Here is a 16,017-nt window from a genome sequence, read left to right on the forward strand (position 1 = left end):
CGGCAGCTCCTACAGGGGACGTGTTTTTCTGTAGGAGCTGCCGGAGGCTGCGATCTTTTTGCTGGCGAAGTATGCTTAGCCTCCTAACGCTTTCACATAATAAGGAACAAGCCATGCGCGCACTGGCTGCACTCAGCCGCTTTGTCGGCAATACCTTCGCTTACTGGGTTCTGATTTTCGCGGTCATCGCGTTCCTGCAACCGGCATGGTTCCTCGGCCTGAAAAGCGCGATCGTGCCGTTGCTCGGGCTGGTGATGTTCGGCATGGGCCTGACCCTCAAACTCGACGACTTCGCTGCCGTTGCCCGCCACCCGTGGCGCGTGGCGCTGGGCGTGGTTGCACACTTCGTGATCATGCCCGGCGTGGCGTGGTTGCTTTGCCAGGTGTTTCAGCTGCCGCCGGAAATCGCCGTCGGCGTGATTCTGGTCGGCTGCTGCCCGAGCGGCACCTCGTCCAACGTGATGACCTGGCTGGCCCGCGGTGATCTGGCGTTGTCGGTAGCCATCGCCGCCGTTACCACCCTCCTCGCTCCGCTGCTGACCCCGGCGCTGATCTGGCTGCTGGCGTCGGCGTGGTTACCAGTGTCGTTCATGGAGCTGTTCTGGTCGATCCTGCAAGTGGTGCTGTTGCCGATCATCCTCGGCGTGGTTGCCCAGCGCGTGCTCGGTGACCGGGTTCGTCATGCGGTGGATGTGTTGCCACTGGTGTCGGTGGTCAGCATCGTGATTATCGTCACTGCCGTGGTCGCCGCCAGCCAGGCAAAAATTGCCGAATCCGGTCTGCTGATCATGGCCGTGGTGATGCTGCACAACAGCTTCGGTTATCTGCTGGGTTACTTCACCGGCCGCCTGTTCAAGCTGCCGTTGGCTCAGCGCAAATCGCTGGCGCTGGAAGTCGGCATGCAGAACTCGGGATTGGGCGCTGCGTTGGCCAGTGCGCACTTCTCGCCACTGGCGGCAGTGCCGAGCGCGTTGTTCAGTGTCTGGCACAATATTTCCGGTGCGCTGCTGTCGACCTACTTCCGCCGCATGAGCGAAAAGGAAGATCGCGAGGCGCTGGCGCAACAGGCTGCCGACTGAGCTGAAACTTGATCCCCGGGTTAATGCTGGTCAAACTATCGCGCAACGCGAGGACGACCTCGCGGCTCGATCGAGTCATTAATCTGGGGACGACCCCGTCAATCGATGGAGGTCTCTCATGTCCTGGATCATTCTGTTTTTCGCCGGCCTGTTCGAAGTCGGCTGGGCCGTTGGCCTGAAATACACCGATGGCTTCAGCCGTCCACTCCCTACTGCACTGACCGTTGCGGCCATGGCCATCAGCCTTGGCCTGCTCGGCCTTGCGATGAAGGAATTGCCGCTGGGCACGGCGTATGCGATCTGGACTGGGGTCGGTGCCGTGGGCACGGTGATTGCCGGGATCATTTTGTTTGGCGAATCGATGGCGTTGATTCGGCTGGCGAGTGTGGCGTTGATCATCACCGGGTTGATTGGGCTTAAGGTCAGCGCTTAGGCCTCTACCGCTTTCGCGAGCACAACCGGTGAAAAAACCCCTTGTTCGGATCGCGACTGAAGAAGCTCCCCCACAACCCCTGCAACGCCAGCGGAATCACTGGTACCGGCGTCTCCTCTAGAATCCGCGTCAGCCCGCCCCTGAACTCATTCATCTCGCCATCAGCGGTCAATTTGCCTTCCGGGAAGATGCACACCAGTTCACCGTTCTTCAGATACTGAGCAATCCGCGTGAAGGCCTTCTCATAAATCTGGATATCTTCCTGCCGCCCAGCGATAGGAATGGCCCCAGCCGTGCGGAAGATAAAGTTCAGCACCGGCAGGTTGTAGATTTTGTAGTACATGACAAAGCGAATCGGCCTACGAACTGCGCCTCCAATCAGCAAGGCATCGACGAACGACACGTGGTTGCACACCAACAACGCCGCGCCCTCATCAGGAATCGCCTCAAGGTTGCGATGCTCGACGCGGTACATGGAATGGCTGAGCAGCCAGATCATGAAACGCATACTGAACTCGGGGACGATTTTGAAGATGTAGGCGTTAACGCCGATGTTCAGCAGCGACACCACCAAGAACAGCTGCGGAATCGACAGTTTGACCACGCTCAACAACACGATCGAAACGATGGCCGAGACCACCATAAACAGTGCGTTGAGAATGTTGTTTGCCGCTATCACCCGCGCGCGCTCGTTCTCGGCGGTGCGTGACTGGATCAACGCGTACAGCGGCACGATATAGAAGCCGCCGAAAATGCCTAGACCGAGAATGTCGAACAACACCGCCCACGTGTGCACAAAGCCCAGCACTTCAACCCAGCTATGGCCGGTGACGCTGTCCGGAATCCCGCCGGAATGCCACCACAGCAGCAAGCCAAACACGGTCAGACCAAACGAGCCGAACGGCACCAGACCGATCTCGACTTTACGCCCAGAAAGCTTCTCGCAGAGCATTGAACCGAGGGCGATCCCGACCGAGAACACCGTCAGAATCAAGGTGACCACGGTTTCATCGCCGTGCATCCATTCCTTGGCATACGCCGGAATCTGCGTCAGATAAATCGCCCCGACAAACCAGAACCACGAGTTGCCGACGATCGAACGCGACACCGCTGGGGTCTGGCCCAAGCCGAGTTTCAGCGTCGCCCACGATTGGCTGAAGATATTCCAGTTCAGGCGCATTTCCGGCGAGGACGCCGCCGCCCGTGGAATGCTGCGGCTGGCGAGATAACCCAGCACGGCAATGCCGACGATGGCGCCGGACACCAGTGGCGCGTAGTGCGTCGAAGACATGATGACCCCGGCGCCGATAGTGCCGGCGAGGATCGCCAGAAACGTGCCCATCTCCACCAGACCATTGCCGCCGACCAGTTCATCCTCGCGCAATGCCTGCGGCAGGATCGAATACTTCACCGGCCCGAATAACGCCGAGTGCGTGCCCATGGCGAACAACGCCACCAGCATCAGCGACAGATGATCGAACAAGAATCCGACGGATCCCACAGCCATGATGGCGATTTCCGCCAGTTTGATCAGACGGATCAACGCGTCCTTGGCGAACTTTTCGCCAAACTGCCCGGCCAGCGCCGAGAACAGAAAGAACGGCAGAATAAACAGCAGCGCACAGAGGTTGACCCAGATCGAGCGGTCACCTTCGATGGTCAGCCGATAGAGAATGGCGAGGATCAACGACTGTTTAAACACGTTGTCGTTAAACGCGCCGAGCGATTGCGTGATGAAGAACGGCAAAAACCGTCGCGTGCGCAGCAGGTTGAACTGTGAGGAGTGACTCATCTTCCGTGTTTCCCTGATTTTGCTGGGGGTGGTCTGGATACTGTCTATTGGATTCACAAACCGCAATCCAGGCCACACCTTAGCTAAATATTTCAGGTTATTTCTTCAAACCGGCGATGCACGGTGAAACAAACAGCTCGCCGCGCCACGCGCCTTGCACGGTACGTTTACCGACGATCAGCCACATGACCGCGAGCAACGTCACCAACACACAGCCAACCACGCTGAAAAATCCGAGATTCAAGGTGCTGGCCAGCTTCAACGTTGCCAGCGAATAAACGCCCAACGGGAAGGTGAAGCCCCACCAGCCAAGATTGAACGGGATGCCGTCACGCAGATAACGCACGGTGATCAGCAGCGCCATCAACATCCACCACAACCCGAAGCCCCACAGCGTAATGCCGGCGACCAGCCCCAGACCCGAAGCGATTTCGCCAATGCCCGGCAGACCGTTGGCGGCGAAGATCGCCGGTGCATCAGCGCCCAACAGCAACATGCCCAGCGCACCGGTGCCGATCGGGCCGAGGGCCAGCCAACTCGAAGCGGCCATGTTTTCGTGGGGCAGTTTGTGCAGGGCCATGCGCAGCAAGAGGATTGTCAGAATGCTGAACGCCACCGGTAGGGAAAATGCCCAAAGCACGTAGCTGGTGGTCAGCACCACCAGTTGCGAGTGGGCATCGGTCAGATGCGGAGCCAGCAAGCCGCCGCTGGCCGCCGCCACTTCTGCCGCGACTACGGGCAACAGCCAAACGGCGGTCATCTGATCGATGCTGTGTTCCTGACGGGTAAACATCATGTACGGAATCAACACGCCGCAGGCCAGCGACATCGCCACATCGATCCACCACAGCACTTCGGCGAGATGAATCACCCCGTCGCCCCAGCGCGGCAGGCCGAACACCAAAAAGCCGTTGATGATCGTCGCCAGGCCCATTGGGATGGTGCCGAAGAACATCGATACCGTGGAATGCCCGAAAATCCGCCGCGCTTCATCGAAGAACAGAATCCAGCGAGCGGCATAAGCCAGGGTAAACAAGGTGAACAACAGAATGTTGAACAACCACAGCCCTTCGGCCACGGCGTGCAAACCGGGAATCGCCACCGGCAGTTGCGCCAACGCCAATGCCAGCACACCGGTACCCATGGTCGCGGCGAACCAGTTCGGTGTGAATTGGCGGATCACTTCACGCGGATGCTGAAGTTGGCTGAATGGCTTGATGCCGGGTTTGGCGCTGTTGGGGCAAATCATCATGAACTCCTGTCCTCAGGTGAGGTGGAATTCATGGTAGATCCGAATCGAATATCTATATAACGGGTAATATCTCTAACTGTTATCTGTTTTGCCAATAAGCAGTCAAACGCTGCCTTCGCTTTCGATCACCAGAATCCGCGCAGCGCCCTGTGGATGCGCGACATGCTCGGTGCCGACCGAGGCGTAAAAGATGTCGCCGATGTCGAGCTGCACCTGTTTTTCCTCGCCGTTTTCGCGGTAGTGCATCTGCACTTGGCCATCGAGCACCACGAAAACTTCTTCGCCATCGTTGACGTGCCATTTGTACGGCTGATCCGTCCAGTGCAGGCGCGTGGTGATGCCGTTCATGTTGGCGATGTCCAGCGCGCCCCAGGCGCGGTCGGCGGTAAAGGTTTTGCTGCGGATAATCTTCATGAATCGATCCGTGAGAAGAATGGCCAAGCAAGGCTAACCGAAACTCAGGGAGCGCTGCACACCTTGACTGCTTTGGCGCGCAGGCTGAGCAATAACGCGCCCACTGCCAACACGATCAGTACCGCGCCGTAGCCATCAGTGGTTGCCTGCAAGCCATAGGTGCGAGCCAGATAACCGGCCAACAACGCCGGCAGGCAGAACGCGAGATAACTCAGCACGTAATACGCCGACATCAAACCGGCCCGTTCGTGAGGCAATGCCAGCGGAACCAAGCTGCGCACTGCGCCAAGGAAGCCCGAGCCAAACCCACAACCGGCGACCAGCGTGCCGAGGAAGAACAGGGAAAGACTCGCGCTGTGCACGCCGAGCAAGATCAGCACCAGACCGATCGGCAGCAAACTCGCGCCCAGCCGCAAGGCTTGTTTGGCGCTGCGATTGCGCAAGGTGAAAATCATCAACGCACCGGTCAGGGTCAATGCCGCCACGGTCGAGCCGCCGATCAGGTTGGACGTCGAACCGGTGGCCGTGCGTACCAATGACGGAGCCAGCGAGGCGTAAAAACCACCGAGCGCCCATGTCGCCGTGTTCAGCGGCAGCACTCGCCACAATGTTGAACGCGCCTGAGCCGGCACGTGCAGCGTCGGCTTTAATGACGCCCAGGCCCCGGCTTGCGGAGAGACACTTTCCGGCAGACGCCAGACATAAATCCCCTGCAACACAAACAATCCGAGCAGCAGCCAATAGGTCAGTTGCAACGGCGCCGGAGCAAATTCCGCGAGCAAACCGCAACCCAAACCGCCCAACGCCATTCCCAACAGCGGCGCGACGCTGTTGATCAACGGCCCTTGCTGGCGATCCGTATCGAGCAACGTCGCGCTCAACACTGCCGTCGCCATGCCGGTGGCGAAACCTTGCAGGACGCGCGCGCTGATCAGCCACGTGACGCTGTCGGCATAGATAAACAGCAGCATCGCCAAGGCATTGAGCAGCACGGCGGTGAAGATCACCGGTTTGCGCCCGACGTGATCGGACAGCGAGCCCACTGTTAATAGCGCCGCCAACAGACTGAGCGCATAGACACCGAAGATCAGCGTCAGCACCACCGCCGAGAAATGCAGTTGATCCTGATACAGGTGATACAACGGCGTCGGCGCGGTGGAAGCGGCGAGAAAACTGAGTAAGGTGATCGCCAGAAACCACAAGCTAAAGCGGTTTGAAACGACGTTATTCAAGGGGCTGATCATGAGCACACTCCGCAAAAGCTAATTTTTTGCTTTTGCGGAGTGTGCTACCGCCTCGCGCTTAAAGCAAATTCTTTGTGTTAAGGTCTGCCGCATGGCTATTAAAGAAGGTTTACGCCCCGGCGGCCGCAGTGCCCGGGTGCAAGAGTCGATTCATTCGGCAGTCCACGCGCTTCTGCAAGAACAGGATCGCTCGACCGTGACCGTGCCGCAAATCGCCGCACGCGCGGGGGTGACGCCGTCGACGATTTATCGACGCTGGGGTGATCTGGCGGCGTTGCTCGCAGACGTCGCCCTCGCCCGCATGCGCCCGGACAGCGAGCCGGCAGAAACTGGCAGTTTGCGCAGTGATATTCGGGCGTGGGCTGAACAGTATCTCGACGAGATGAGCTCCGAGCCCGGCCGCAACATGATGCGCGACGTGCAGGCGAGCGCGACGCCGGGGTATTGCGTGACGATCATTGGTGCGCAATTGCAGACGATCATTGCGCGGCATCCGGATGAGATCGCGCCGAGTGTTGATCGGCTGATCAATCTGGTGGTGGCGCCGGTGGTGTTCCGGATCCTGTTTTCGGCGGCGGCGCTTGAAGTGGATGAGCTGCATTATCTGATCGATATTGCGCTGCGTCTGGACTGACGCCTTCGCGAGCAAGCCCGCTCCCACATTTGGAATGCGTTCCCTTTGTGGGAGCGGGCTTGCTCGCGAAGAGGCCCGCCCGGTCACCGCTAATACTGACGGGTTCCACCCCTGCGACACCCCGCCACGCCACGACCTTGGTCGACACTGACTAACCGCCGCACTCATGCGAGACTGTTGGCCCGGACAGGGTTGCCGGGGAGTCTTCTGTCGGGAGTGTTGCATGTCGTTGTCCACCGGGCTGATCGCCGCCGTCGCCCTGGCCTATATGGCCATCATGTTCGCTATCGCCTTCTACGGCGACCGTCGCAGCGCGCCTTTGCCGCCGCGGATGCGTGCCTGGGTGTACAGCCTGTCGCTGGCGGTTTATTGCACCAGCTGGACATTCTTCGGCGCGGTCGGTCAGGCCGCCGAACAACTGTGGTCATTCCTGCCGATTTACCTCGGGCCGATTCTGCTGCTGCTCGGCGCGCCATGGGTGCTGCAGAAAATGGTGATGATCAGCAAACAGGAGAACATCACCTCCATCGCTGACTTCATCGCCGCGCGTTACGGCAAATCGCAATCGCTGGCGGTGGTCGTCGCGCTGATCTGCCTGGTCGGCGTCCTCCCCTACATCGCCCTGCAACTCAAAGGCATCGTCCTCGGCGTGAACCTGTTGATCGGCGCCGGCGCCGACGCCATGGGCACCCGCGCCCAAGACACGGCGCTGATCGTATCGCTGGTGCTGGCGCTGTTCACCATCGTGTTCGGTACGCGCAACCTCGACGCCACCGAGCACCACCGCGGCATGGTGTTGGCGATTGCCTTTGAGTCGCTGGTCAAGCTGTTTGCCTTTCTCGCGGTCGGCGCCTTCGTCACTTTTGGTCTGTACGACGGTTTCGATGACCTGTTCAACCAGGCAATGCTCGCCCCGCGCCTCGAGGAATACTGGAAAGAAACCATTAACTGGCCATCGATGGTGGTGCAGACCGGCGTGGCGATGATGGCGATCATCTGCCTGCCCCGGCAGTTTCACGTCACCGTGGTGGAGAACATCGACCCGCAGGATCTGCGTCTGGCCAAATGGGTGTTCCCGGCCTACCTCGCACTGGCCGCGCTGTTTGTAGTCCCGATCGCCCTCGCCGGTCAGATGTTGTTACCGAGCGACGTACTCCCCGACTCCTTTGTGATCAGTTTGCCGCTCGCTCAAGCCCATCCGGCGCTGGCGCTGCTGGCGTTTATCGGTGGTGCTTCAGCGGCGACCGGCATGGTGATTGTCGCCAGCGTAGCGTTGTCGACCATGGTCTCCAACGACATGCTGTTGCCGTGGCTGCTGCGCAGAAATAATGCCGAGCGCCCGTTCGAAGTGTTCCGCCAGTGGATGCTCTCGGTGCGCCGCGTCAGCATCGTGGTGATTCTGTTGCTGGCGTATGTCAGCTATCGCCTGCTCGGTTCCACCGCGAGCCTGGCGACCATCGGCCAGATTGCCTTCGCCGCTGTCACCCAATTAGCCCCGGCCATGCTCGGCGCGCTGTACTGGAAACAGGCCAACCGGCGCGGGGTTTTTGCCGGTCTCGCTGCCGGTACTTTCCTGTGGTTTTACACGCTGATTCTGCCGATTGCCGCGCACAGCCTGGGCTTGTCCCTGAGCAGTTTTCCGGGGCTGGCGTGGCTGCACAGCAATCCGCTGAATTTGCCAATCACCCCACTGACACAAGGCGTGGTGCTGTCGCTGGCCGGTAACTTCACCTTGTTCGCGTGGGTCTCGGTGCTTTCGCGCACGCGGGTTTCCGAACACTGGCAGGCCGGGCGTTTCATCGGTCAGGAGATCAGCGCGCGGCCGAGCGCACGCTCGATGCTGGCGGTGCAAATCGACGATCTGTTGCAACTGGCGGCGCGGTTTGTCGGTGAGGAACGCGCGCGGCAGAGCTTTATCCGTTTCGCCTACCGTCAGGGCAAAGGCTTCAATCCGAACCAGAACGCCGATGGCGAATGGATCGCCCACACCGAGCGCTTGTTGGCCGGTGTGCTTGGCGCTTCTTCGACGCGCGCCGTGGTAAAAGCCGCCATCGAAGGTCGGGAAATGCAGTTGGAGGACGTAGTCCGGATCGCCGACGAAGCGTCGGAAGTGTTGCAGTTCAACCGCGCCCTGCTGCAAGGCGCGATCGAGAACATCACCCAAGGCATCAGCGTGGTCGACCAATCGCTGAAACTGGTGGCGTGGAATCGACGCTATCTGGAGCTGTTCAACTACCCGGACGGTTTGATCAGCGTTGGCCGGCCGATTGCCGACATCATTCGCTACAACGCCGAGCGCGGCTTGTGCGGCCCCGGCGAAGCCGAAGTACACGTTGCCCGTCGCTTGCACTGGATGCGTCAGGGCCGCGCGCACACCTCTGAACGGTTGTTCCCCAACGGTCGGGTGATCGAGTTGATCGGCAACCCGATGCCGGGCGGCGGTTTCGTCATGAGTTTCACCGACATTACTGCGTTCCGCGAAGCCGAGCAGGCGCTGACCGAGGCTAACGAGGGGCTGGAGCAACGGGTCAGCGAGCGCACGCAGGAACTGTCGCAACTCAACGTCGCGCTGACCGAAGCCAAGGGCACTGCCGAAGCGGCGAACCAGTCGAAAACCCGCTTCCTCGCAGCGGTCAGCCACGACTTGATGCAACCGTTGAACGCCGCCCGCCTGTTCTCCGCCGCCCTCTCCCATCAGGACGATGGCTTGAGCAGCGAGGCGCAGAAACTGGTGCAGCACCTCGACAGTTCATTGCGTTCAGCCGAAGACTTGATAAGTGATTTGCTGGATATCTCGCGCCTGGAAAACGGCAAGATCAACCCGGATCGCAAGCCGTTTCCCCTCAATGAGCTGTTCGATATTCTCGGCGCCGAATTCAAGGCATTGGCGCAAGAACAAGGCCTGACCTTCCGTGTGCGTGGCAGTCACCTGCGCATCGACAGCGACAGCAAATTGTTGCGGCGGATTTTGCAGAACTTCCTCACCAATGCGTTCCGCTACGCCAAAGGCCCGGTGCTGCTCGGCGCGCGTCGGCGCGGGGCAGAATTGTCGCTGGAAGTGTGGGATCGCGGGCCGGGGATTCCGGAGGACAAGCTGCAGGTGATTTTCGAAGAATTCAAACGCCTCGACAGCCATCAGACCCGCGCCGAAAAAGGCTTGGGGCTTGGCTTGGCGATTGCCGATGGCTTGTGCCGCGTGCTCGGCCATACGTTGCGCGTGCGTTCGTGGCCGGGGCGCGGCAGTGTGTTCAGCGTCAGCGTGCCATTGGCCCCAACGCAAACCGTGCCGGCCAGCGCCGCCGTCGAGTTGAACGGCAAGTTGCTGGGCGGCGCGCAGGTGCTGTGCATCGACAATGAAGACAGCATTTTGATCGGCATGAACAGTTTGCTCAGCCGCTGGGGCTGTCAGGTGTGGACGGCGCGCAATCGCGAGGAATGTGCGGCGTTGCTTAAGGATGGCGTGCGGCCGCAACTGGCATTGGTGGATTACCACCTCGATCACGGCGACACCGGGACTGAGTTGATGGCGTGGTTGCGCACGACGTTGGGCGAGCCGGTGCCGGGAGTGGTGATCAGTGCGGATGGGCGGCCGGAGACGGTGGCGCAGGTGCATGCGGCGGGTCTGGATTATCTGGCGAAACCGGTGAAACCGGCGGCGTTGCGGGCGTTGTTGAGTCGGTATGTGCCGTTGTAGCTGGTGACTTCACTGACGCCTTCGCGAGCAAGCCCGCTCCCACAGTTTGAAATGCATTCCAATGTGGGAGCGGGCTTGCTCGCGAAGCTTTTGCGGTTATTCCGGTAATTCAACCAAGCCATCAACATCGGTCATCGCCCGCTCCAGCAGATCCGCCGGCAAGCTCTTGCTCGCTCGCGCCCCGAGCAGTTTGAGTTGCTCACTGCGGCTGACCAGATTGCCGCGTCCTTCTGTCAGTTTGTTGCGCGCTGAGCTGTAGGCTTTGTCCAGTTGTTGCAGGCGATTGCCGACCTCGTCCAGATCCTGAATGAACAGCACGAACTTGTCGTACAGCCATCCGGCACGCTCGGCGATTTCCCGGGCGTTCTGGCTCTGGCGCTCCTGCTTCCACAGACTGTCGATGACCCGCAATGTCGCCAGCAATGTCGTAGGGCTGACGATCACGATGTTGCGGTCGAACGCCTCTTGAAACAGCGACGGCTCAGCCTGCAACGCCGCCGAGAACGCTGCTTCGATCGGCACGAACAGCAAAACAAAATCAAGGCTGTGCAGGCCTTCCAGACGCTTGTAATCCTTGCCGGCCAAGCCTTTGACGTGATTGCGCAGGGACAGTACGTGCTGCTTGATCGCAATCTGGCCGAGGGTGTCGTCTTCGGCGGCGACGTATTGCTGATACGCGGTCAGACTGACTTTCGAGTCGACCACCACCTGCTTGTCGCCCGGCAGATAAATCACCACGTCGGGCTGGAAACGCTCGCCGTCCGGGCCCTTCAAATTCACCTGTGTCTGGTATTCGCGGCCCTTCTCCAGACCAGCGTGTTCGAGCACCCGCTCGAGAATCAGTTCGCCCCAGTTGCCTTGGGTTTTCTGGCCCTTGAGGGCGCGGGTCAGGTTGGTCGCTTCGTCGCTCAGACGCAGGTTGAGCGCTTGCAAACGCTCCAGCTCCTTGGCCAGCGAAAAGCGCTCGCGGGCTTCAGCCTGATAGCTTTCTTCCACACGTTTTTCGAAGGATTGGATGCGTTCTTTCAGCGGATCGAGCAACTGGCCGAGGCGCTGTTGGCTGGTTTCGGCGAAACGCTGCTCGCGCTCATCGAAGATCTTGCCGGCCAGTTCGGCGAACTGCGCGCGCAGCTCATCGCGCGAACCTTGCAGGTCGCTGAGGCGTTGCTGATGGCTTTCCTGTTGTTCACGCAGCTCGGCGTTCAACGAAGCGGCTTGCGCGTCGAGACGGCGCAGTTCGGCTTCTTTGCTGGCACGTTCGATGTTCCAGGCGTGGGAGGCATCGCGGGCGTCGTCGCGCTCGATCTGCAGTAACTCGACTTCACGGCGCAGGGCCGCCAGTTCAGCCTGTTTCGCAGCGTTGGCCTGGCCCAGATCAGCGACTTCATCGCGGCTCGCCTCAAGCTGAGCGTTGAGGCCGTCCTGCGCCAGTTGCGCCATGGCCAGCCGCTCTTCGAGCAGGGCCACGTCGGCTTGGCCGTTGCTCGCCCGGCGCTGCAGTTGCCAGGCCAGCGCCAGCAATGGCAACCCCGCTGCCGCGAGACCGAGCAATACGCTGGTCAAGTCCATCGCCATAGAGATTCCTGCCCATCCAATAAAGCCTGAAGGTTAACCAAGGTGTCAGGTCTTGGACAGCTCAGTCTTCGATGAGACCGAGTTCCTGCTGCGCACGCCGGTCGCCGGCACGGGCAGCCGAACGCAGCAGATCCTGGCCAATGCGGCGGTCGCGGGCGTTACCGCACTCACGGCACATCAATTGACCGAGACGGCTTTGCGCAGCGACCACGCCTTCCCGCGCAGGCTGCTTGAGCAGGCGCCCTGCAAGGTGTTTGGCGTTGTGGCTGTCGCTCAGGCGCGGGCTGTCGAGCAGCCATTCGGCGACGCGCACAGAAAATCGCTTGGGCGGGGTAACACGAGGGGGTTCTGAGGTAACAGAGTCTGATACTGAGCGAAACTTCATAAAGCACTGTGGGACAGATCGGAAGGCGCGCCACTCTACTCTCTTTTTCTTACAGGTAAAGTCCGAAAAAAACCCGGCACGCCCGTGCTAGAGCAAGCGCTCGGGACAATCCACAGAAGCTGTGGATAACTCAGTGGACAACCGCCCCTGAACCCTCGCAAACCCTTGTGGAATGGGGCTCGCAGTCAAACTGACGATTTTTTCACCAACAAAAAAAACCGATGTTTTTCATTGACTTAAACTTTCGATGCAGGCAGCCATCGGGGTCAGGATTGATGTGACAGTGCTGTGACAGCCCGCGCAACTAATGTGCACAAGTACCTGTTACCCGGTTATAGGCGTGCGCTTTTTCGGGTCGTTTTCCACCCTTGCCTGGGGATAAGGCAGTCTGGCGTGACGTTTGATGAAAATTGTTTCACCGACCGACGGTCTTAATGTGGGCCAATACGGGGCGATCCGCCGGATTGGCAAGCAGAATCCGTAGCCGCCTGCAATCTTTTTCAGCATTGGGTTTGCTTTGTACTTTTCGATCCGTTAGTATCCCCGGCGTTAGTACCAAGCTGAAAGTCAATTCCGGTCGAACACATCCCCACGGTCAACCTTCTACCAAGAAGCCAATCGCCGAAAAAAGCGGGAGCGACCCCTCGATGGTTTCCAGGTAAATCTTGCGACAACACAGCCTTTGAATGATGCAAAGGGTGTTGCGAAGGCCACTTACTCTGACCGAACCAACCTGCAAATTGATCAGGATCTTCACCCCGGGCCCAGAACCTTTGCCCTTGATGTGTTGCCTGCCCTCCTAAGTACCTACCTGCCAGCCCAAGCGCGCCAACTTATCAGCGCTTCAAACTGGCTGCTTTGTTCCAGTCGGGTTCTTCGTTCGACCAATGGTGGTCGTCGTCACTGGAACGTTTTAACGTTGCACGGTTCTTATCCGTGTCATTTGTAGGAACACCTAATAACTATGTCTACTCAAATCCATACTCAGGATGCCATTCGCACCCTAACCAACGCTTTTGCTCCGATGAACTGCCTGATCATGGCCGCTCGCAAAGGCTGCTTCAGCTTCACACTGGTCAACGAACACGGTATCGCCCGCCACAGCGAGCGTCTTTACCCCGATCAGTACTCCAGCGCTGAACCGCTGCAGGCCGTGATCGATCGTACCCGTCAGGCACTGGTTGCCTGAAAGCCGAAAAGGCTGCAAAAGCAAAAGCCTCGCACAAAATGCGGGGCTTTTTATTGCCCGATGTTTCGCTTTTACCCCTCAGCGGCTAAGCACCATCGGATATAACGGATATTCCGCGCAGCCGGAAATATTTTAAAAACAGGCCTTTACGTCGCGAATATGACACTACACTTCAACTCAAGCGGCGTGATCCGCTTGCGGCGAGCCTGAACCGATCCACTGCTGCCAAGCCCCCCTTCAGGACTCGCCATTAATAACAAGAACCGAGGGATTTATGGGTATCGCTGCCAGCGAACTGTGCCGCTATGTGATCCGTCCTACGTTGATCTACCTGGGACGCCACTGCGCAACTGCCGAAGCCCTGTTGCTGGGCATCGCCGCCAGCCAGTCTGCCCTCGGTTCTGCCCTGCATGACCGCCGTGGCCACGGCCTCTACCGCATTGCCGAGCATCGTCATCAAGCCCTTTGGGATGATTACCTGGCACTCGATCCTGAGCGTGCCAGTCTGGTTCGCGGCCTCGCCAGTCAGCATGCTTTCCTCAGCGGCCCGCACCTGGAATTAACCGTTAATCTGCGTTACGCCACCGCCATCGCCTGGCTGCTGGTAGAAGAACAAAACCCCACCCTCCCCGACCCGGCTGATTTGCTCGGAATGGCGCGTATCTGGCGTCAGACGTTTCAGCCTCAGGGTCGTCTGCGCGATTTCACCTACGCCTGGCAGACCTGTGTTTCACCGATGAATCAGGTCGCTTGTTGACCCACCGGTTTCGCAAGATCGTGTAACGGGTCGCGAATCTGGTCGGATTGTCCTACAAAACCGCTCTAACTCAAGGCATACGGACTATAGCGCCGGAGCGAAAATGTTGGTAATTTTCGCCCCGGTGATCACCAGGAGTTCTAATAATGAAAAAAGTAATGCTCAAAACCACCCTTAGCCTCGCCGTTACCATGGCATCCACCCAGATTTTCGCAGCTGGCTTTGCCATCAACGAACACAGCATCAGCGGGATGGGGACTGGGTACGCCGGGCGATCTTCTTCTGCCGACGACGCAAGCACTGTTTATGGTAACCCTGCCGGCATGTCGCGCCTCACGCGCGAACAAGTCACTGGCGGTGTTGCATTCCTCGACGCAAAAACCGATATCAGCGACGCCAGCTCCAGCCCTAACGGCGGCAGCAACAAAGGCGACATGGTGCCCTTCACCTCCGTACCTATGGGCTTCTACGTCAAACCAATCGATGATCATTGGGCATTCGGCCTCGGCGTTTACGTGCCGTTCGGCCTGATCACCGATTACGAAAACGGCTTTGCCGGCCGTTACTTCGGCAGCAAGTCCGAAGTACAAGTCATCACCTTCCAGCCAACCGTGAGCTACAAGTTCAACGACGTGGTGTCGATCGGCTTCGGTCCGACCATCAACCGTATCGACGGCTCGCTGGAATCCAACCTGTCGATCACTCAGGCCGCGCCAGATGGCAAGGTCAAGATCAAGGGTGACGACACCGCACTGGGCTACAACATCGGCGTGCTGGTTCAAGCCACCGACACTACGCGTCTGGGCATGACCTACCACTCGAAAGTCGACTACAAGCTCGAAGGCAACACCAAGGTCAACTACGGTGTGCTGGGCCTGATCGGCGCGAACCCGAACCAGAAGTACGACGCTTCGCTGAAGATCACTACGCCTGAATCCCTGGACTTCTCGGTGACCCAGGCGATCAACGATCAGTGGAATGTCTACGCCGGTTCGACCTTCACCCGTTGGAGCCAGCTGAAGAAAATCACCGTCGAGAACTCGGGCGTGCAGCCTGCACTGGCCGGTCAGTTCGGTGAAATCACCGAAGACCAAAACTGGCACGACTCCTGGGCTTACGCCGTGGGTACTTCGTATCAGTTGAACAAGGAATGGGTACTGCGTACCGGTCTGACCTTCGACCAGTCGCCGACCAACAACGTCGACCGTTCGCCACGTATTCCGACTGGCGACCGTACGATTTTCAGCATCGGTGCTGGCTGGAGCCCGACCGAAGACCTGACCATCGACGTGGCCTACTCGTACCTGAAAGAAGAGTCGATCAAGATCCGCAACGAAAACGATCGTGGCCAGACCTACGACGCCAAGTATGAAAACTCGGCAAACGGTTTCGGTGTTGGCGCGACTTATCGCTTCTGATGCTGCCGGGCGAGGCTAACCCCTCGCCCACTGAAAAGCCCCGCTCTCTTTACAGAAAGCGGGGCTTTTTTGTGCCTGCGAGCAAAACTTTGTAGGAGCTGCGGCACGCTGCGATCTTTTGATTTTGACCTTTAAGATCAAAAGATCGCAG

General features: G+C 59.1%; 12 protein-coding genes and 1 pseudogene. 7 read left to right on the forward strand and 6 right to left on the reverse strand.

Going from position 1 to position 16,017, the window contains the following annotated elements:
• Positions 1-113 precede the first annotated feature (113 nt).
• Together GVL50_RS20455 and sugE are read left to right on the forward strand one after the other, a co-directional pair.
• Entirely contained in the window at positions 114-1,079 is a 966-nt protein-coding gene (locus tag GVL50_RS20455) for a bile acid:sodium symporter family protein (RefSeq protein ID WP_159814915.1), read from the forward strand.
• Positions 1,080-1,197: 118 nt separating this feature from the next.
• Positions 1,198-1,512 carry a quaternary ammonium compound efflux SMR transporter SugE gene (sugE, locus tag GVL50_RS20460; protein WP_008077894.1) on the forward strand — a complete coding sequence of 105 codons (315 nt, stop codon included), beginning with the start codon at positions 1,198-1,200 and terminating at the stop codon, positions 1,510-1,512.
• Between the two features lie 13 nt (positions 1,513-1,525).
• Here the strand turns inward: sugE and GVL50_RS20465 are convergent.
• The 4 genes and pseudogenes from GVL50_RS20465 to GVL50_RS20480 all read right to left on the reverse strand — a co-directional run.
• Positions 1,526-3,304 (reverse strand): annotated as a pseudogene (locus tag GVL50_RS20465) (MFS transporter); the annotation flags it as partial.
• Between the two features lie 97 nt (positions 3,305-3,401).
• A complete protein-coding gene (locus GVL50_RS20470) occupies positions 3,402-4,553 on the reverse strand; it encodes a TDT family transporter (protein ID WP_159814916.1) in 1,152 nt (383 codons plus the stop codon).
• A gap of 105 nt (positions 4,554-4,658) precedes the next feature.
• Positions 4,659-4,970: a cupin gene (locus GVL50_RS20475; RefSeq protein ID WP_159814917.1), complete on the reverse strand. Its 312-nt coding sequence runs from the start codon at positions 4,968-4,970 to the stop codon at positions 4,659-4,661.
• A gap of 44 nt (positions 4,971-5,014) precedes the next feature.
• A complete protein-coding gene (locus tag GVL50_RS20480; RefSeq protein WP_371926022.1) occupies positions 5,015-6,214 on the reverse strand; it encodes an MFS transporter in 1,200 nt (399 codons plus the stop codon).
• A 91-nt stretch (positions 6,215-6,305) separates the two neighbouring features.
• Here GVL50_RS20480 and GVL50_RS20485 point away from each other — a divergent pair, with 91 nt between their 5' ends.
• Complete coding sequence (locus tag GVL50_RS20485; RefSeq protein WP_159814918.1) at positions 6,306-6,848, forward strand: TetR/AcrR family transcriptional regulator; 543 nt, start codon at positions 6,306-6,308, stop codon at positions 6,846-6,848.
• Between the two features lie 223 nt (positions 6,849-7,071).
• The gene (locus tag GVL50_RS20490) at positions 7,072-10,542 is read left to right on the forward strand and encodes a PAS domain-containing hybrid sensor histidine kinase/response regulator (protein WP_159814919.1); all 3,471 of its coding nucleotides are present in this window, start codon (positions 7,072-7,074) and stop codon (positions 10,540-10,542) included.
• A 96-nt stretch (positions 10,543-10,638) separates the two neighbouring features.
• On the opposite strand, the gene rmuC is transcribed toward GVL50_RS20490, so the two are convergent.
• Together rmuC and GVL50_RS20500 are read right to left on the reverse strand one after the other, a co-directional pair.
• Entirely contained in the window at positions 10,639-12,003 is a 1,365-nt protein-coding gene (gene rmuC, locus GVL50_RS20495; RefSeq protein WP_178124210.1) for a DNA recombination protein RmuC, read from the reverse strand.
• 175 nt (positions 12,004-12,178) lie between these two features.
• Positions 12,179-12,502, reverse strand: coding sequence for a hypothetical protein (locus GVL50_RS20500; RefSeq protein WP_082341407.1), 324 nt, complete (start codon positions 12,500-12,502; stop codon positions 12,179-12,181).
• Positions 12,503-13,466: 964 nt separating this feature from the next.
• Here GVL50_RS20500 and GVL50_RS20505 point away from each other — a divergent pair.
• The 3 genes from GVL50_RS20505 to GVL50_RS20515 all read left to right on the forward strand — a co-directional run bounded on the left by GVL50_RS20505 (position 13,467) and on the right by GVL50_RS20515 (position 15,866).
• Positions 13,467-13,691 (forward strand): hypothetical protein, encoded by a 225-nt coding sequence (locus GVL50_RS20505; RefSeq protein ID WP_003214941.1) that lies wholly within the window; start codon positions 13,467-13,469, stop codon positions 13,689-13,691.
• Positions 13,692-13,965: 274 nt separating this feature from the next.
• Positions 13,966-14,448: a hypothetical protein gene (locus tag GVL50_RS20510; RefSeq protein ID WP_053118572.1), complete on the forward strand. Its 483-nt coding sequence runs from the start codon at positions 13,966-13,968 to the stop codon at positions 14,446-14,448.
• 146 nt (positions 14,449-14,594) lie between these two features.
• Complete coding sequence (locus GVL50_RS20515; RefSeq protein WP_053118570.1) at positions 14,595-15,866, forward strand: OmpP1/FadL family transporter; 1,272 nt, start codon at positions 14,595-14,597, stop codon at positions 15,864-15,866.
• Positions 15,867-16,017 lie beyond the last annotated feature (151 nt).

This window comes from Pseudomonas sp. 18058 (genome assembly GCF_902706155.1).
GTDB lineage: Bacteria > Pseudomonadota > Gammaproteobacteria > Pseudomonadales > Pseudomonadaceae > Aquipseudomonas > Aquipseudomonas rustica.